15 protein-coding genes and 2 pseudogenes are annotated in these 17,714 nt (G+C 70.3%); 6 read left to right on the forward strand and 11 right to left on the reverse strand.

Going from position 1 to position 17,714, the window contains the following annotated elements:
• The first annotated feature begins 45 nt into the window (after positions 1-45).
• Entirely contained in the window at positions 46-990 is a 945-nt protein-coding gene (gene yddG / locus RFN52_RS39400) for an aromatic amino acid exporter YddG (RefSeq protein WP_184853678.1), read from the forward strand.
• Between the two features lie 27 nt (positions 991-1,017).
• Here the strand turns inward: yddG and RFN52_RS39405 are convergent, their stop codons facing one another.
• Entirely contained in the window at positions 1,018-2,823 is a 1,806-nt protein-coding gene (locus tag RFN52_RS39405; RefSeq protein WP_311241183.1) for a B12-binding domain-containing radical SAM protein, read from the reverse strand.
• A 628-nt stretch (positions 2,824-3,451) separates the two neighbouring features.
• Here RFN52_RS39405 and RFN52_RS39410 point away from each other — a divergent pair.
• Positions 3,452-3,769 (forward strand): alpha/beta hydrolase family protein, encoded by a 318-nt coding sequence (locus RFN52_RS39410; protein WP_311241184.1) that lies wholly within the window; start codon positions 3,452-3,454, stop codon positions 3,767-3,769.
• 101 nt (positions 3,770-3,870) lie between these two features.
• On the opposite strand, the gene RFN52_RS39415 is transcribed toward RFN52_RS39410, so the two are convergent.
• Positions 3,871-4,164, reverse strand: coding sequence for a hypothetical protein (locus tag RFN52_RS39415; protein WP_311241185.1), 294 nt, complete (start codon positions 4,162-4,164; stop codon positions 3,871-3,873).
• 523 nt (positions 4,165-4,687) lie between these two features.
• Positions 4,688-7,219 (reverse strand): helix-turn-helix domain-containing protein, encoded by a 2,532-nt coding sequence (locus RFN52_RS39420; RefSeq protein ID WP_311241186.1) that lies wholly within the window; start codon positions 7,217-7,219, stop codon positions 4,688-4,690.
• Between the two features lie 216 nt (positions 7,220-7,435).
• Between RFN52_RS39420 and RFN52_RS39425 the strand changes: the two genes are divergently transcribed.
• Positions 7,436-7,627 carry a hypothetical protein gene (locus RFN52_RS39425; RefSeq protein WP_184853680.1) on the forward strand — a complete coding sequence of 64 codons (192 nt, stop codon included), beginning with the start codon at positions 7,436-7,438 and terminating at the stop codon, positions 7,625-7,627.
• Between the two features lie 624 nt (positions 7,628-8,251).
• Positions 8,252-9,046, forward strand: a complete 795-nt coding sequence (locus tag RFN52_RS39430; protein ID WP_184853681.1) for an SCO4651 family lipoprotein — start codon at positions 8,252-8,254, stop codon at positions 9,044-9,046.
• 600 nt (positions 9,047-9,646) lie between these two features.
• Here RFN52_RS39430 and RFN52_RS39440 read toward each other — a convergent pair.
• A pseudogene (locus RFN52_RS39440) lies at positions 9,647-9,766 on the reverse strand (IS5-like element IS4811 family transposase); the annotation flags it as partial.
• A gap of 223 nt (positions 9,767-9,989) precedes the next feature.
• Positions 9,990-11,225, reverse strand: coding sequence for a sensor histidine kinase (locus RFN52_RS39445; protein WP_184853682.1), 1,236 nt, complete (start codon positions 11,223-11,225; stop codon positions 9,990-9,992).
• Between the two features lie 302 nt (positions 11,226-11,527).
• On the opposite strand from RFN52_RS39445, the gene RFN52_RS39450 reads away from it, so the two are divergent.
• Positions 11,528-12,472 (forward strand): glycoside hydrolase family 16 protein, encoded by a 945-nt coding sequence (locus RFN52_RS39450; protein WP_184853683.1) that lies wholly within the window; start codon positions 11,528-11,530, stop codon positions 12,470-12,472.
• 89 nt (positions 12,473-12,561) lie between these two features.
• Here RFN52_RS39450 and RFN52_RS39455 read toward each other — a convergent pair.
• Positions 12,562-12,830: pseudogene (locus RFN52_RS39455) on the reverse strand (IS5/IS1182 family transposase); the annotation flags it as partial.
• Between the two features lie 96 nt (positions 12,831-12,926).
• Here RFN52_RS39455 and RFN52_RS39460 point away from each other — a divergent pair.
• Complete coding sequence (locus RFN52_RS39460; protein ID WP_184853684.1) at positions 12,927-13,550, forward strand: class I SAM-dependent methyltransferase; 624 nt, start codon at positions 12,927-12,929, stop codon at positions 13,548-13,550.
• On the opposite strand, the gene RFN52_RS39465 is transcribed toward RFN52_RS39460, so the two are convergent.
• From RFN52_RS39465 to RFN52_RS39485, 5 genes are read right to left on the reverse strand one after another with little or no spacing between them, the layout of a single operon-like run.
• Entirely contained in the window at positions 13,519-13,761 is a 243-nt protein-coding gene (locus RFN52_RS39465) for a hypothetical protein (RefSeq protein ID WP_184853685.1), read from the reverse strand. The two genes, RFN52_RS39460 and RFN52_RS39465, sit on opposite strands and share 32 nt — an antisense overlap.
• Complete coding sequence (locus RFN52_RS39470; protein WP_184853686.1) at positions 13,739-15,607, reverse strand: carbamoyltransferase family protein; 1,869 nt, start codon at positions 15,605-15,607, stop codon at positions 13,739-13,741. The genes RFN52_RS39465 and RFN52_RS39470 overlap by 23 nt, the downstream gene beginning before the upstream one ends.
• A gap of 1 nt (position 15,608) precedes the next feature.
• A complete protein-coding gene (locus RFN52_RS39475) occupies positions 15,609-15,797 on the reverse strand; it encodes a hypothetical protein (protein WP_184853687.1) in 189 nt (62 codons plus the stop codon).
• 10 nt (positions 15,798-15,807) lie between these two features.
• Entirely contained in the window at positions 15,808-16,725 is a 918-nt protein-coding gene (locus RFN52_RS39480; RefSeq protein ID WP_229856936.1) for an SGNH/GDSL hydrolase family protein, read from the reverse strand.
• A 53-nt stretch (positions 16,726-16,778) separates the two neighbouring features.
• Positions 16,779-17,714, reverse strand: a complete 936-nt coding sequence (locus tag RFN52_RS39485; protein WP_184853688.1) for an NAD(P)/FAD-dependent oxidoreductase — start codon at positions 17,712-17,714, stop codon at positions 16,779-16,781.

Genomic DNA, 17,714 nt, shown 5'->3' on the forward strand with positions numbered 1-17,714 from the left:
ATAGGTTGACGGACCGTCATACGCCGCCGGGGGGCTGGAGGACATGTGAACGCTCGGGAGGCGCGAGCCGGCGCCGCGGCGCCGGAGACGACGCACGACGCCGCGCCGAACCCGGCGCGCCAGCTCAGGGCCACCGCGATCGGCGCCGGAGCCGTACTGCTGTGGGCGTCGCTGGCCCTGTTCACCACGCTCACCGGGCGGATTCCGCCGTTCCAGCTCACCGCGATGGCGTTCGCGGTGGGCGGCGTCCTCGGACTGCCCCGGGCGCTGCGCGGCGGCGGAACGCTCGTCCGTGCGGTGCCCCGCGGGGCCTGGGTCCTGGGTGTCGGCGGCCTGTTCGGTTACCACTTCTTCTACTTCGTGGCGCTGCGCAACGCGCCCGCGGTGGACGCCGGCCTCATCGCCTATCTGTGGCCGCTGCTGATCGTCGTGTTCTCCGCGCTGCTGCCGGGCGAACGGCTGCGCTGGTGGCACGCGGCGGGCGCGGTGCTCGGCCTCGGCGGCACCTTCCTGCTGGTCACGGGCGGGCAGGGCGTCCAGCTCCGCGGCGAGTACCTGCCCGGGTACGCGGCAGCCGCCGTCTGCGCGATGGTGTGGTCGGCGTACTCGGTGGCCAACCGGCGCTATCCGAGAGTCCCGACGGACATGGTGGCGTTCTTCTGCCTGGCCACCGCGGTGCTCGCGGCCGTCTGCCATCTGCTGTTCGAGGACACGGTCCGGCCCGACGGCGGCCAGTGGCTCGCGGTGCTCGCTCTGGGCCTCGGCCCGGTCGGCGGCGCTTTCTACCTCTGGGACCACGGCACCAAGCACGGCGACATCCGGCTCCTGGGAACCCTGTCGTACTTCGCCCCGTTGCTGTCCACCGCCCTGCTGATCGCGACGGGACGGGCCGACGCGAGCTGGCCCGTCGCCGCCGCCTGTGTGCTGATCACCGGTGGCGCCATGCTCGCCTCGGCGGACGCGCTGCGTGCGGCGCGCCGCCGTGGCTGAGCCGGTCGCGACCGCGTCCCGAGGCCGTCAGGCGTCCACGGGCCAGGTCCCGCGGCGGACCATTTCGGTCACCTTGTCGGCGCCGTTGGCGCGCACCAACAGCTCCAGCCGCATGCGCTCGATGTCCTCCGCGCTCCACCCCTCCGTCGCCATGGTCCCCTTCTCGTGCGACCAGCCGTTGTCGTAGTGCCGTACGACGTAGTCCTTCTGGAAGTCCCACATCTTGGTGCCAGGAAGCGGGGTCACGATGAAGGGGTTGGCGTACGCCATCCCGTGGCCCATGAGCGTGACCGCGTAGTCGATGGTCTTCTCGATCTGCTCCAGCGACTCGATGTACGGCTCGCCCCCGGGCCGCTCGGGCGGATTGACGAAGCCGAGCATGAATCCGCCGGTGACCTGGATGCCGTACTCCGTGAACATCTCCACGATCTCGCCGGTGGCCTTCTGGAAGGCGTTGAGGCGGGGCTTGCCGGACTGCTCGAGGCTGTCCTCGTTGGCGCTCTCCACGGCGAGGTAGACGCTGTAGCAGCCGCCGTCGGCCATCGCCCTGATGAGGTCGCGGCAGGTCAGCCCGGAACGCATCGCGGAGAGGACGTTGCGGAAGTTGGGGTTGCGCCGCTCGGCGTCGTCCATGCCGTTGGCGAACTCCTCGCCCAGGTGCAGCAGGACGAGGTTGAACAGGCTCAGGCCGCCCTCCTCCACCCACGGCAGGTCGTGCTTGCGCAGCAGTTCGAAGACACGCATGGCGTACAGCGGGTCGTGCAGGAGATGGTCGTCCTCGATGAGTACCTCGGTCACACCCTGCTTGGTGATCTCGGCGAGGTGCAGGTCGAACCAGTCGGTGCCGAGTGCCCGCCAAGGGCCGTTCACCATCGGGATGTAGCAGAAGTCGCAGCCCACGTTGCAGCCGATGGTCGAGAAGATCTGCGCCCAGGAACCGTGCTCGCGCACCCGTTTCCCCGACGAGTGGTACGCCTGCTCGTACTGGCGCATGTCCAGCATCCCGAAGTCGGGCAGCGGCATCATGCCGAGCCGCTGGTCCAGCCCCTGCCGCTTCGGCAGGATGCGCATGTACGGCGACTTGGCGGTGGTCCGCACCACGGCGAGGTCGGCCCGCCGGTAGGCGACGCCGGGCACCGCGTCGAGGTCACCGCCCTCCTCGGTCAGTGCCTGCAGCAACGCGGTGAAGGTCTGGTCGGCCTCGTTGATGACGACGTGGTCGAAGGGGGAGTCCGGTACGGCGTACTGCCAGTCCCCGCTGGGATGGGCTCCGCCCGTGACCGTCACGATCGCCGGGTCGATGTCCTTGACCAGGTCGGCCAGGGCGCGCGCGTTGCCCCACTGGACCGTGTAGATGCACTGGACGCCGACGACGTCCGGCTCGAACTCCTCGATGATCGCGCGTAGTTGGGAATCGTCGAGGCCGTAGCGGACCAGGCTGCTGCCGGCGCCGAGGTCTACGAGCCGGCGTTCCTGCTCCCAGCCGGCGAAGGGCGAGTCGACGATGCGGACGTCGAAGCCGGCGAGGCGGGCGTTGGCCGCGATGCGCAGAAGCCCGATCGGAGTGCCGGCGCGCTTCATGACCTCGAAGGTGTCCAGGCCGAGGGCCCGGAAGCTGCTGCGCTCGGGCGAGGGTTCCACGACCCGCGTGTAGGAGGGGACGACGAGCAGAACGCGGGGCGCCTCACCACGGGCGCGCCGCCGGGTGCCGGAGACCGAGGTGCGCAGGGAGGGCCTGCCCAGATGCCGCAGGTGTGGGCGCTGCGGGGCGCTGGAGAACTTGACGACCGGATTCTCGACCACCACGGGTAAGGGGGGTACGGCTTGAGTCACGAGCGCTCCTTCTGACCGGTTGACCAACCTCGGACGGATGCGAACGGGAGTTCGCTCGCCATCGTGGCGTGCCTCACACTGTCGCGAGGGCATTCCCTCAGAAATGGCGTGAAGCGGGCCCTCGGGTCGAACCGGGGGAGACGTGGCAGGAGGCGCCACTTGCTCCGTAAGCGTGCTCCCCGCGGCGATGAGGCGTGCGGTTACCACGGGCTCGCCGGTCCGCGTCCGCATCCAGGCGGACCAGGCGGACTGAGAATCGCAATGCCGGGCGCGTACGCCCGATGGGACCTGCGTGCGGCTGCTGCCCGTCTACCCCACGCGGGAACGTGGGAGCACCTTCCGAGAAACGCGTGGCCGCACCGGCACCGGGGCCAGGCTGTATGACCAACGTCTCTACGGAATCAGGGTCATTCGCACGACGCGGATGATGTCCGGCGGGCGTCGGTATGTCGTGACTTCCACGCTACGACGACGCACATCGCCATGGGGGTGGGGGGTTGAGCTTGTACCCCCATAAGCCCGCCCTGCCACGCCTTGCGCAGAAGCGGTCTCCTGGAATCGCGCCTCGGCCACGACACCACCGGCCGTCGCGCTCTTTCCCCCGCCGATCGAATATGAGGTCCCCTCCATGGAACGTCGCAAAGCGCTCGGACTGATCGCCGCCACCGGAGCCGCCACCGCCACCTCCGTCACGGCTCTGCCTTCTTACAGTGCGGAGACCGGCCGCGTCGCGGGCCCCCCAGGACGGGGCAAGGCCACGGCCAAGGGCGGTTACACGTTCGCGCTGGACAAGAGCGTCAAGCGGACCTCGGTGCGGTTCAGGAACCGCTACGGCATCGAGGTCGCCGCGGACCTCTACGTGCCGAAGAACGCCAGGGGCAAGCTGTCCGCCCTGGCGCTCAGCGGACCCTTCGGCGCGGTCAAGGAGCAGTCCTCGGGGCTCTAGGCCAACGAGTTCGCCCGCCGCGGCTACGCCGCACTCGCTTTCGACCCCTCCTTCACCGGGGAGAGCGGTGGCGCGGTGCGCGACGTGGCCTCGCCCGACATCTACACCGAGGACTCAGCGCCGCTGTCGACTTCCTCGGCCTGCAGAAGATCGTCGACCGCGAGCGCATCGGCGTGCAGGCCATCTGCGGCTTGAGCGGTATGGCGCTCACCGCGGCGGCCGCGGACAGCCGTATCAAGGCGGTCGCCACGGCCTCGATGTACGACATGTCCCGCAGCATCTCCCGCGGTCACGAGGACTACTACACGCCGGAGCAGCGGCAGAAGGTCGTGGATCATCTCAGCAGGCAGCGCTGGATCGACGCCGAGCAGGGCACCTACGCGCGGCTCTCCCACGAGGTCCCCTTCGACGAGGAAGGCAACGTCGCCCCTTCGAACCGCGTCCTGCCCAGGGCCCTTCCGGCGGACGCCGACCCGATCACGAAGATCTTCTTCGACTACTACCGCACAGAGCGCGGCTACCACCCGCGCTCGATCAACTCCACCACCGCGTGGACCGGGACCACGCCGATGTCGTTCTTCGCCTTCCGGCAGATGATGAACATCGACATGCTGGCGCCCCGCAAGGCGCTCCTGGTGGCCGGCGCCGACGCGCACTCCCGCTACTACTCCGAGGACATCCGGAAGACGGCCCCCGACGCCGTCGACCTCGTGATCGCCCCGGGCGCGGACCACGTCGACCTGTACGACCGCAAGGACCTCATCCCCTTCGACAGCTCGACGAGTTCTTCACCGAGAACTTCGCCTGACCGGAAGGGCCCCGACGGGCTGCGCCCCCACACCGGCCTGTCGAGCGTCCGGTTCTGGCGTTCGGCGGGCATGACCGAGGAGGTCGGCAGCCAGCCGGGACGGGGCCGCTTCAGGACGACTGGGCCAAGGGCAACCGGCGTAGGGACTTCCGCCCTCGACTGCTCAGGTTCGGTTCCTGGGCCAGCTCGTCGCACACCGTCCTTGCCGACGGATGGCCCAACTCGGCCAGCAAGTGCACCGTCATCACGCGCAGACGCTCTTCCACGTCAGGGTCGCGGGCGAACCGCAGGAGGTCCTCCGCACCTCGGGGGTCGCGGCAGAGCGCTGTCACGTAGGCCGCGTTGATCCGCGTCCGGGCCGGGCAGGCGAGATCGTCGGCGATGGCCTTCATCCGCGCGATGCCGTACGCCTCGTCGGTCTCGACGACCATGAGCGCCGCCTTGAACCACAAGTCGCCTCCGGTTCGGGCGTCGATCCAGCTGTCGAGAAGGGCGAGGCCGCGTGGCCGGTGAAGACGGATGAGCTGCCATACGATGCCCAGCCGGTCGTCGTCGTCCTGTCCTGGATGGGACGCCAGGTCCACGATCAGGTCGAGGCCGCTTTCGTCGTCGGCGCGGACCATCGCCGTCGCCGCCGCCACCCGGCCCTGCAGACTCGTCAGCCGCGGCGAGTGTGCCAGTTCCCGCAGGGCCGCCAGGCCCTCGGCTCTGCTCTCGGCGAAGGCGAGCAGCGCGTCGGCGGAATCGACCCGGGAATCGTCGATGGCCAGGGCGGCGAAGGTCTCGGCCATCGGCATGGAGCCCGGATCCATCTCATTCACCGCGCGGATGTCGATCGAGGCCCCGAACCGGGCCTGTTTGCCGATCTTGATGTGCCGCTTGAGCTTCTCCACCGCCCGAGCCTGCACCGAGGCCGGGAGGTAGGTGCCGAGCCGCTTCTGTGCGGCGAGGAACGTGCAGCCGCTGATGCCGGCGGACGACGGCAGCTTGTCGAGATCCGCCGCGGCGGCATCGGTGAGCCGGTCGATGAGGAAGCCGAGGTACGACATGTTCTCGCCATCGGCGACGGCAGTCGACCACAACCGCCGGCCCCAGCCGCCCCCGGGGTGGTAGCCAGGCACCGGCCGCAACGGCCAGTGCCGTCGCCGGTGAGCGCCGAGGACGCGTCGCAGCTCGGCCACGCCGTGTTCGCGCACATCACAGACAGCACAGGCGGCCAGGAACTCCTCGTACGTGCGGTGCGCGAACTCCAGATCGTCGCCCCGCTGTTGAAGGACTCCGCTGCGCCGGAGGCATGCGACGAGCTGCTCTCTCCACCACTTGACCGGCACACCGCCCGGCAGCTCGGTGAGTGGCTCGTGCAGCAGGATGTCCGTGACCGAACGGGCAGGACTGCTCTCCCGTCGGCGGTGGGCCACCTGGGTCAGCAGTGTACGAAGGTCGGCGGGTGACATCGTGGACAGAGCGACGACGCGCTCCGCCACCGCGGGGTCGATCCAGGCGGGTTCCCCGATGTCGCCTCGTGTGCCCGCATGATGCTCGGGCCGGGTACCGGTGGACGGCGTGGGTGTCATCAATCGGGTGATGAAGTCGTCGTAGACGGCCCCACGGGTGTTGCCCAGAGGCCGGTCCGGATCGTCCTTGTACAGCTGGCAGACAAGGGCACCGATCATGGGCAGCTCGACCAGGTCGGCGAGACCGGCTTCGTCGATCGCGGCCATGAGGCCGTCGACCCGGTCCGGGCCGAGTCGAGCCGCGGCGAGTTTCCGGACGTCACCCGCCTCGAACCGCAAGAGTTCGAAGCAGACGGGCGCCGCCTCCTCGAGATCACCTTGCTCTTGCTCGGACAGGTGCCGCGTGGCGATGACGAGGCGGTGGGTCTCCGGCCGCTCCGCCGCCCATCGGACCGCATCCCGCAGCACGTTCCGGCGTGCCCGGGCGTTGGTGATCTCGTCGAGGCTGTCGAGCAGGACGAGCCAGTGGGCGCCGGGCGCCGGCGGGTGGGCGAAGAGCCGTTGCGCGAGATGCTCGTTACTGAACGACGGGGCCGGGATACGGACCGGCAGCGCACCAGACCGGACTCCGGCCTCCCACCGGCGGCAGACGTCGAGCTCGTAACGCCGCAGAAGCTCGGTCTTGCCGCCACCGGGATCACCGAGCAGCACCACGAGCGGCCCTGCGGTGAAGACGGCGGCGCTCGCCGACCGGGCCGTCGAACGGTCGGCGGGACGCCCGTCCTGCCAGCTCACCACCGACTGGGCAACGTAGGGCCTGGAAACCTCCGCGTGGCGGCAGACATCGGCAAGGTAGTCCTCCAACGGGAGGCTCTCCTCCTGCACGAGGACTGCCCTGTCACCCCTCCCGGGCGTCCGGTTGGCGGGCCGGTCCGCAGCCGCACGCTCGGCGTACTCGTACGCCTTCCGCTGGGCGGCGACGTCAGTCGTCAATGCCCGTGCGATCGCCTGCGCCGTATCCGGGCTGGGCAGCTTCCTTCCGTTGAAGATGCCGCTCAGATACCCGTACGACACCCCCGCCTTCTTCCCGATCGTCCGTAGCGGCGGCATACCCGCGGCATCACGTAAACGCTTCAGCAGGTCCACAAGGTCGCCGTGGCACCCTACTGGGCCCTCCGATGCGCTCATCCGAGCCCCCTCGCATCCTCGCCCCTCGCAGGCAGCGTATCGGGGGCAAGTTCGCTGTTCACCCAGTTCACTGAACACCGCGCGGTCTTCGTCCGTCCGGCCAGTTCAACCGTCCTGACGCGGCAACGGTGTCCGATGTTCGTCGTGAACACCGCACCTTCGCTTTGGCTGGAGCCGCGGCAGACCAGCCGTTCCGTCAAAGCCCCAGGAGACGCCATGAGCCGAAAACCGTTCACCCTGCGTCAGGCCGTCCTGTCCGGCGGCGCGGCGGCGGCCGGCACGAGCGCCGGAACCGTCGCCGAGACCATCGCGAGCCACGTTCCGGGTCTCGGTCCGCTCGCCACCGCCGTCGTGGCGCTGTGGGTTCTCGACAAGCTGCACGCGCTCATTGACGACACCGAGTCCTAGTCGATCGATCGGCCCGGCGCCGCGGCTTGAAGGGCAGGGTGGCTGGTCGTCCGCACGATGTGCGTCGACCGGCAGCCCTGGCACAGGCTCGGGTAAGCCGTGCAGGTCGTTCATCCCTGATCATTCCCGACCCGGTACCCGGTGGCGCCCGACGCCGGGGGCCCGGCCCCGGCCGGTCTGTCGGCCGCTGCCGCTTGGGCGAGGTCCACCTCGCCGGCTTCGATCAGGGCCCGGTGCAGTTGTTCCATGCCGGCGGGGCGCTCGGCCTCGTCTGGATGTCAGGAGTGGCGTGCGCGATCCAGCGTGTTCCCCAGGTGGGGACGGAGACGGCGGCGGGCGCTGCGTCGCCGTCGCGCCGCTGTGCGTGGGCGCCGCTGGGACCGTGGCGTGGTCGGGCATGCGACGCTGCCCACGGCAAGGAAGACCGGGGCGAGTGCCGGCAGGATCCGGCCCGTAGGGCGGGCGGCGGAACCGAGAGCGCAGACGTTCGGTGACTCTGGCCGAGCTTCGACCGTGGCTCCGTCCGTGATCTCTAACTCTCGGGCCCTGCAACCGGTTTCGTGCGACGATCTACAGGCCCTCTCGGGCCCCACCCTGCCGCAGTAACGATTCCCCGGAGAGTTCATGCGTCGCGCCCACCTCCTGTCCGCTGCTGTCCTCCTGCTGTGCACCGCCTGTTCCGGCGGCGCGGACAGTGACTCGGAGGAGAGTGCAGAGAAGACCATGGATCAGGGGGCGGCCGTGCGTGCTGCGATCGAGAGGACGAGCGCGGACAGCGCCCGCGTGGACGAGAAGATCGAGCTGAAGTCCGCCGACAGCCCCAGGACTTACGTGTTCGCGATCGCCGGCGTGTTCGACCTGGCGGGTGACAGGGGCCGGCTTACGGTGCGGTTTGAGGACAGTGGCATGGACCCGGTCGAGGAGGTCTTTGTCGGCGACACTGTCTATGTGCGGGGCTCGCGGGAGGCGGGCGAGGGCAGGTGGGCCTCGGCTGTCCGCAGCGAGGCACTCACCCGCTATTTCCTGCGGGCGCCGCTGAATGACCCGGAGCACCTGCTGCGTCAGGTCAAGGCGATGCGGCAGGTGTCGAACGAGGGCAAGGAACAGGTGAATGGCGCCCCTGCGGTGCACTACCGGGGCACGATCGACCACGCCACCGCGACGCTCCGGATGACGGCGGAGACGAAGCGAGGGCTGAACGACCTGCGCGAAAAGCTGGGCGACGACATGCCCGTCTACGCGGACGTGTGGGTCGATGGGAAGGGGCGCGCCGTTCAGGTCCGGCTGTCCTGCTTCGGCGGTGTGAAGGCCATGACGACGATGACGCTGTCGAACTTCGGGACGTCGGTGAAGGCCAAGGCGCCGTCGGCCGAGCAGATCGTCCCTGTGACGGCGGGTGAGGATGTCCTGCTGGCCTGATCGGGGGCGAACCTGGCACGGGCTCCTGGGAGACGCCAGACCAGGAGTCGGCAGCGGGGACGAAACCGGCGAGGGGCTCAGTCTTCCTGGGGCAGGTACGGAGCAGGGCATGGATGCGGACGAAGGTCCGCAGCACCTCCTGGAGCCCTGAGGCTCAGCAACGGCCTGGGCCCTCGTCCAGGAGCACGGGATGTACAGCTGCCGGTCCACCGCCGTGCGTCTGCGGGCGCTGGCGTAGACGAACAGCGGCCTGGATCTGGCAGCCTGACACGACCCATCACGCCAGGCAGTCGGCGACGTCGAAGCCCGGATCGTCGGCCAGCCTGACCGCGTGGGGCGACGCGTTGTTCGAGTTGTGCGACGCCCTGCTGTGAACGGACGGCCGGTGCGGAGCTGGTTGATCTTGCGCTCGCGCCCGAACACCGCCGTGGGCACGGGGCTCTGTACGGCGGACTCAACCACGGACGGATTGAAGTCGCCCGGCTGCCTCGGGCCCCTGTCAAAGCGACGCCGATGACGGTGGCAGCCGAAGTGACCCCTTTGCAGCGGCTGGCGGAGCCGGCGCCGCCCTCCCGGGTCGCCGTCTACTCATGCCGGCCGGCGGGTCAGACGGCGGGGCATCAGGGTGATCGCGGCCCAGGTGATCAGGGTCTCGGAGTGCTGGATGAGCCGTTCGTAGTCCCGTGCGTGCTTGCGGGCGTTCATCATCCAGGGTCGGCTGGGTAGCTCGACCGATGCCCGCCGGAATGCCGTGCCGCCGGGTGGCGGCGACGCTCGGGACCGCCGCCGGGTGTCGTTGGCGGTGGCTGTCCGACGTCAGCCTTCTGGCGGAGCCAGGCCCTTCGCTTCTGCAGCCGAGAAGGAAGAGGAATCTGCGGCGATACCTGTGGTATCGCGTCGTCGCCTCCGTGCTCGCCCGGCAGCATTCAGGCCGGGGCGGCTGTCAGTTCGGTGTGGTGTCGGTGGGCAGGGTGAGCACAGCGGTGGTGCCGCCGTCGGGTGTCTCTTCGAGGCGGAGGGCGCCGCCATGTGCGGCGGCGATCCGTTGGCAGGTGGCCAATCCGATGCCGGAGCCTTCGACGTCCGGGTGCACACGGGTGAACAGGCCCATCACACGCTGCCGGTCCTGCGGCGGGATGCCGCGGCCGTTGTCGACGACAGCGATGTCCCAGCCGTGCCCATGTGCTCCGGCGGCGATGACGATCTGGCAAGGGCGGTCGGCTCTGCGGAATTTCAGAGCGTTGCTGACGAGGTTCTGAAGCAGCACGCGCAACTGGGTCGCATCGGCGATCACGATGGGCAGGTTCTCGACGGTGACGCGCGCACCATGGGTACTGATGGGGCTGTCGAGGTCCTCGATGACGGCGTGGGCGAGGGTGTTCAGGTCGACGGGTTCGAGGTGGAGTCGCCCGCCCGCGCTGGCCAGGGCGAGCACGTCTTCGATCATGGTGTGCATGCGGTGTGCGGAGCCGATGACCCGTTGGGCGCAGAAGGAGGCGTCCGGGTCTTTGGCGATTGCCGGGATGTCGATGAGATTCTCGGCGTGGCCGAGGACGCCGGTCAGCGGGTTCTTGAGGTCGTGGCTGACCTGTCCGGCGAACTGCTGCAGCGCGCGGTTGGAGCGTTCGAGTTCGGAGCGTGCCTCATCGGCGGCTTGCAGTGCCAGATGAAGCAGTGCCTGGTGACGGTGCAGGTCGAGGACGTCGACGACCATGCCGGCCAGCTTGTCCAGCGCGCCACGTTGCGAGGCGGTCAGCCGGCGGACCTCAGTGTCGAAGACGCAGAGAGTGCCGAGGACTGGTCCCTCGGGGGTGCGTAGCTGGGAAGCGGCGTAGAAGCGGATGTCGCCGAGGACGCCACTGACATAGGGGTTGTCGGCGAAGCGGACATCCAGCCTGGCGTCCGGAACGCACACCGGCGCCGGCTCGACCAGAGTGACCGCGCACATGGAGTCGCCGCGGGCACACACCGTCGGTTCGAAGCCGACCGCCGCGATCAGGTTGGCATCTTCGGCGGAGATGATGTTGATCACCGAATGAGGGACCTGGCAGACATAGGAGGCGAGTTCCACGATCGACGCCAGGTCCGGCGGGACCGGCGCCGTCAGGATGCCGTACCGCCGCAGGACTCGAAGACGCTCGGGCTCATCAGCGGATACCGGGAACGATGCTTTGGCCACGATGGCCGTCCTTTCCTGCCTGGTGGGGTCGAAAGATCGTTTCCCATGCGACACCCGCGGCCACGGAGCCGACGTGCGGATCACCCGACGGGTCCCCTCTTGCGGCTGAGGCGCGGACCGTGCCGACACGGGCGCCCACGGTCTGTCTCACCGATCTGAGCGGCCGCACCAGGGCGCGGGTGGTGCGCCATGTGCCGTAGGGGGAGACCCTCTCACCGAGCAGGAAGGGCATCTATGGACATATGGTGCGAACCGTGTGTGCCAGGAGATCGTTTGACCACCAGCCCAGCGAGGTGCAGCCCATGAGAACACTTTTGCGTACCCGCCGTGCCCGGGCGGGCCTGGCGGCTGCGCTGACCGCGCTGTGCGCGGGCCTGGTCCCGCTGGCCGCAGGCAGCACTCCCGCGTCAGCCACACACGTGTGGAGGACTGCCTGGGCGGACGACTTCAACGGCCCGGCAGGGACCCTGCCCGACAGTGAGAAATGGATGGTCGATATCGGCACCGGGTACCCCGGCGGCCCGCCCAACTGGGGCACCGGTGAGGTGCAGACCTACACGGCCGATCCCGCCAACATCAGCCACGACGGCCGGGGCAACCTGCGCATCACCCCCCTGCGCGACACCGCCGGGCGGTGGACCTCCGGGCGCATCGAGACGCGCCGCAGCGACTTTCGCCCTCCTGCGGGCGGACGCATGCGCATCGAGGCCCGCATCCAACTGCCCGCCGTCACCGGCGCGGCGGCCGAGGGCTACTGGCCGGCCTTCTGGACCCTGGGCGCCTCATACCGGGCCGGGGTCCCCTCTCCGACGTCCGGTGAGTTCGACATCATGGAGAACGCCAACGGCCTGAACCGCATCTGGGGCGTGATGCACTGCGGCACACCCACCGGGGGGCCGTGCAACGAGAGCACCGGCCTGGCCGCCGGCACCACCTGCCCCGGCACTCGTTGCACCGGCACCTTCCACACCTACACCCTGGAATGGGACCGCCGCACCTCCACCGAGCGGCTGCACTGGTTCGTCGACAGACGGCGCTACCACACCGTCAGCTCCACGCAGGTCGACCCGGCCACCTGGCAAGCAGCTACCGCCCAGGGCCACTTTCTCCTGCTGAACCTCGCTGTCGGCGGCGGATTCCCCGACGCGCTGGCCGGGCACGCCACCCCCACGACGCAGACCCGCCCCGGCTATCCCATGCTCGTCGACCACGTCGCCGTCCTCACCGCCACCCCGCACCGGCCTTGACCGACCAGCAGATCTGCAGCCCCCTGCCGCGCGGCCTGGTCGCTCACGCGTGGTGGCCCTCCCACTGGTGAGGGCCGGCTCCTCGCCACGCCACCAGCCGTTCGGCCGACCGCGACGACGAGCCGGATGTCGGCGTCGATGACGACCCTGTGGTTGGTGGAGTACCGGTAGTTCTTCGACTGCTCGGCAACAGCGTGGTCGCGGGTGGGCACGAGAATGCCGTCCACGATCAGCATGGTGTCCAGCGGCGCAAGCTGCCCTGCGTCGGGTCTATCCGCCAGTACGCGGCAACCAGCAGCACCCGGTCCTCCAACGGCAGGCTCCACGGCCGGCCCCTGAGTACCGGGCCCGCACCCTCAGTGCAGGAGCTGCACCTGTGACGGAACCGAGCAACTGACGAGGCCATGACTATCCGCGACCGCAGATACGGGACAGCCTCTAGGATCGGCCGGTGATGGAGAGCGCAACGCTGGCGGAAGTCTTCGACGAGCTGGCCGACAGCTATGACCACGGGCACCATGAGAAGATCGCGCGGGCTTTGATCGCATGGGCTGATCCCGGCGCCACCGCCAGGGTCGCCGACGTGGCGTGCGGGGCGGGCGCGGTGGCGCTGCAAGTCGCCCGGGGCCGGCCGGACACCGCACCGGCCGTCCTGGCCGTCGACCTGTCGCCGGGCATGGTCGCCACGGGCCGCGAGCGCTCCGTCGGCCTCGTCCCGGTCGCCGCGATCGACTGGCGGGTCGCCGACGCGGTACCGCTGCCCGTCCCCGATCACTCCCTGGACGTGGTGCTCTGCGCCTCCTCGCTGCACTTTCTCGGCCGTCGGGTGATGGACGACTGGCTGCGCGCCCTGCGTCCCGGGGGCCGCGTGGGCTTCACCCTGCCGCTGGCCACGCACTTTCGCCCATCGGAACGCTTCACCCGCCACATCGCTCGTGACGTGCCGTTGCCCCGCACCGCGCGGGAGGCCGACGCCTGGGTGACTTCATGCGGTTTCTCCGGGGCCGCATCCCGGATCCTCGACCTCGGAGCACGCCGTGTGGCCGTCATCGTGGCGAGTGCGCCCGCCGGATTCTGACGCCCGGTCTGCGGGTTCGGCCGGACGACGACACCGTGCGGCGGTGGGTGCGCACCGGCGGCTGCAGATAGGTCGGCCGGTGGGCGTCCCAGGAGCGGCGCAGCGGGTCGCGGACCGCTCGTACGCACAGCCCGGCGGGGGTGACCACCGCGAAGTACAGTACGGCCAGCCCCAGGTGCCGCAGCCGCTCAGTCCATCGGGATCGTGGCACGCCAGTCGCCCTCCTCCCGCCACTCGGGCTGGTCCCGCTTGTTCAGCAGGAAGTCGCCGAGGACAAGCAGATCGATGCGCGTGCGCATGAAGCAGGCGTACGCCTCCCTGGCGTCCCGCACGATCGGCTCCCCCCGCACATTGAACGACGTGTTCACCAGCACCGGACATCCCGTCCGCTCCCGGAACGCGGTGAGCAGCGCGTGGAAGCGCGGGTTGTGCTCGGCCGTCACCGTCTGCACGCGCGCCGAGCCGTCGACATGGGTGACCGCCGGAATCGTGGAGCGCGGCACCCGCAACAGCTCCAGTCCCGACGCACCCCGTGGTGGGAGCCCGCACTCCTGCCGCCGGGCGGCGGCGACCTGCGCGGTCAGCAGCATGTACGGGCTCTCCTGCGGCAGTTCGAACCAGTCCTTCGCTTCCTCGGCGAGCACCGCGGGCGCGAACGGCCGGAAGGACTCGCGGAACTTGGTCTTGAGGTTGAGGGCGGACTGCATCACCGGGTCGCGTGGGTCCGCGAGGATGGACCGGTTGCCCAGCGCACGCGGCCCGAACTCCATCCGCCCCTGACACCAGCCCACCACCCGGCCCGCCGCCAGCTCCGCCGCGACCCGCTCCGTCAGCGCCCGCTCCGGCATCCGTACGGCGGGGTAACCGCCGTCGGCGAGGAAGTCTTCGATCTCCCGGTCTGAGCAGGCGGGGCCGAGCAGCGCCCCCGCCATCGCGTCCCGGCCGCTGCCGGCGTGGGCGCGGGGCGCTCCCCGGTGGTGCGACTCGGCCAGGGCGGCGCCCAGCGCCCCGCCCGCGTCCCCCGCCGCCGGCTGCACCCACAACTCGTCGCACACCCCGTCCGTCAGGATCCGCCCGTTCGCCACGCAGTTCAGTGCGACGCCGCCCGCCAGGCACAGCCGCCGTTCCCCGGTGCGTTCCAGCACCGTGCGGGCCAGCCGCCGCAGCACTTCCTCGGTGACCTGCTGCACGGACGCCGCCAGGTCGAACTCCCGCTGGGTCAGCGGACCTTCGGGAGTCCGGCGTGGGCCGCCGAACAGCTCCTCGAAGGCCCGGCCGACCATGGTCAGCCCGTACTGGAAGGTGAAGTAGCCGAGTTCCAGGCGGAAGGAGCCGTCCGGTTTCACGTCGATCAGCCGCTCCCGGATGAGCGGCGCGTACCGCGGGGTGCCGTAGGGCGCGAGGCCCATCAGCTTGTACTCGCCCGAGTCGACCTTGAAGCCGCAGTAGTACGTGAACGCCGAGTACAGCATGCCGAGCGAGTGCGGGAACGACAGCTGCGCGAGGGGGACCAGCTCGGTGTCCCGGCCGTGCCAGAGCGTCGTGGTCTCCCACTCGCCCACGCCGTCCACGCACAGCACCGCTGCCGAGGAAAACGGGCTGGGGAAGAACGCCGATGCCGCGTGCGAGGCGTGGTGCCGGTGTGCCACCACCGGGGGCAGCGGCCGGCCGCGGGCCAGCTCACCCAGCCGTGCCCGTACGTCGTCCACGGCGCGCCGCTTCCAGCCGGTCCACTCGGGCCAGGCCCGGCGGAACACCGGGTAGCCGCGGGGGGCCGTGGCCAGCCAGGTCGCCAGCACCCGGCGGAATTTCAGGGCCGGATCCTCGTAGAACGCCACCGCCGCCAGGTCGTCCAGGCGCAGCCCGGCCTCACGCAGACAGGAGGTGACGGCGTGGGCGGGGAAGCCCGCGTCGTGGCGGCGGCGGGTGAACCGCTCCTCCTGCGCCGCCGCGAGCGGGACGCCGCCGGCCACGACGGCGGCCGCGCTGTCGTGGTAGTAGGCGGAGATGCCCAGGACCGGGCCGTCCGGGCCGGTCCCGCTGCCGGAACGAGCCATTTCAGAACAGGGGGTAGACGGAGGCGTCGTCCTCGGGCTGTGGGCGCAGCCCGTGCGGCGGGGCGGCGGAGGGGGCGGGCCGGTGCGCGCGGCGCAGCCAGGAGGCCAGGCGGCGCACTGCCGGCACGGACGCGGGGCCGCTTTCCCGGGGGGTCGTGTCGTGGGCCGCCTCGTGCGGGGTCTCGGGCATCACAGGCTCCTCACGCCAGGTCGAGACGGTCGGCGAGCTGCCGGGCCACGAGGTCGTAGCCCAGATCGGTGCAGTGCACCCGGTCGATGAACAGCCAGTCCTCCGGGCCGGCCACGTCGGCCAGCGCCACGTTCATGTCGAGGAACGGTACGTGCAGACCGGCGCATCCGGCGGCCAGCCGGTCCGCGTAGGCGCGGCCCACCGCCATGGTGGAGATGTCGTTGTGGAACCGGCGGAAGTTGGACACCTCGTCCAGCTCCTCGAACAGCAGCTTCTCCCGGGGCAGCGGCTCCTCGCGCACCCAGGGCGCGAGCGGCTGGAGGACGAAGGTCAGCCGGACGCCGAGGCCGTCCGCGAGGGTCTTCCACGCCCCGAGGTGGCGTAACGTCAGTTCTGCGGCGTGCGCCACCCGCCGCTCCGGTGGCGGGACGACGTCGGGGGCGGGCCCGCAGTCGAAGAACGCGCCGTGCCGGCCCTGCTTCTCCTCGGGCAGTCGGCTGAGCACGAGATTGTTGACGCCGGACACCAGCACGATGTCCTCCACGGGCGGCAGTTCGTGCAGGAACAGGGTGAACAGCATGAGTTCCTGCGCGGAGTTGTGGCTCTGCCCGGCGATGTTCAGCCAGGGCAGCCGGGGCGCGTGGGCGTTCCACAGCCGGGCGGAGATGGTTGCCGCGTCGCCGGTGGCGCCCACGCCGAAGACCGCGGAACTGCCGGCGAGCACCCGCGCCGGACCGTCGGGGCGGTCGCCGCCGACACTGGCTACCAGCCCGGCCGGCCCCGGCGTGACCCGGAAGCCGTGCCGGTCGGTCGTGTAGACGGGCGTCTTCTCGTTTCCGTACTGGAAATAGCCCAGGTACGGCTGGTCCTCCAGGAGGAAGGTGTAGTGCTCCATGTGCGGGGTGAACTCGGCGCGGGGTGAGGTCATCGCGAAGGGGCTCCCGTGGCTGGGGGGACGGTCGGCGTGCGCTCAGCGTGCGCTCAGCGGGCGGGCCGCGGGGGCGGCGGCTCGGGCAGGGAGCCGGGACGGTCCTCCCGGATCAGGTCGGCGTTGATGGCCATGCCGGCCAGCCCGCCGCTGGCGGCTGCCATCGCGGCCTGCTGCATGTTCCTGCCGAGGTCACCCGCCACGTACAGCCGGGGCAGGCTGGTGCGGCCGCGCTCGTCGGTCTGTACCGACTCCAGGTCCGGGGCCTGCAGCCAGGGACGCAGCGGGTCCACCCGGGGCTCGATGTCCAGATGCAGGAAGAGGGCGCCGAAGGCGGCGGACCGGCCGTCCTCGAAGATGACCTCGACCCCCTCGGAGTGCGGCTTGAACGCGCTGATCCCGTCGGCCACCACGGGCACGCCGGCCGCGACGAGCCGGTCTCGTTCGTCCCGCGGGAGGACGCGCCGGTCGGAGAGGTAGGTGATGTCCTCGGACCACACCGTCAGAGTCGCGGCCAGGCACTCGCTGGGCACGTTGCCGCCGTACACGGCGAAGCTGCGCGCACGCATCTCCCAGGCGTGGCAGTACGGGCACTCGAACACCGCCCTGCCCCACAGGTCCGCGAGGCCCGGGACCGCAGGAAGCACCGAGCGCACGCCGGCCGCGTACAGCAGGGTGCGGGCGTGAAAGGTGCCGGACTCCTTGGTGGTGACGACCACCCGGCCGCCGTCGCATCCCGCCGACGTCACCTCGTCGTCGCGGAAGGTCACGTCGTACGCAGCGAGCTCGGCGCGGGAACGGGCGCGGAAGTCCGCGATCGTCGCCCCGTCATTGGTCAGCACGTTGTGCATGACCCCGGCCGCCATGTTGCGGGCGTCACCCGAGTCGATCAGCAGCACCCTTCGGCGTGAGCGGCCCAGGTACAGCGCGCCGTTGAGGCCGGCCGGGCCGCCTCCGACGATCACCGTGTCGTAGAGCTGTGTGTCCAA

Source organism: Streptomyces collinus, from assembly GCF_031348265.1.
GTDB classification, from domain to species: Bacteria; Actinomycetota; Actinomycetes; order Streptomycetales; family Streptomycetaceae; genus Streptomyces; species Streptomyces collinus.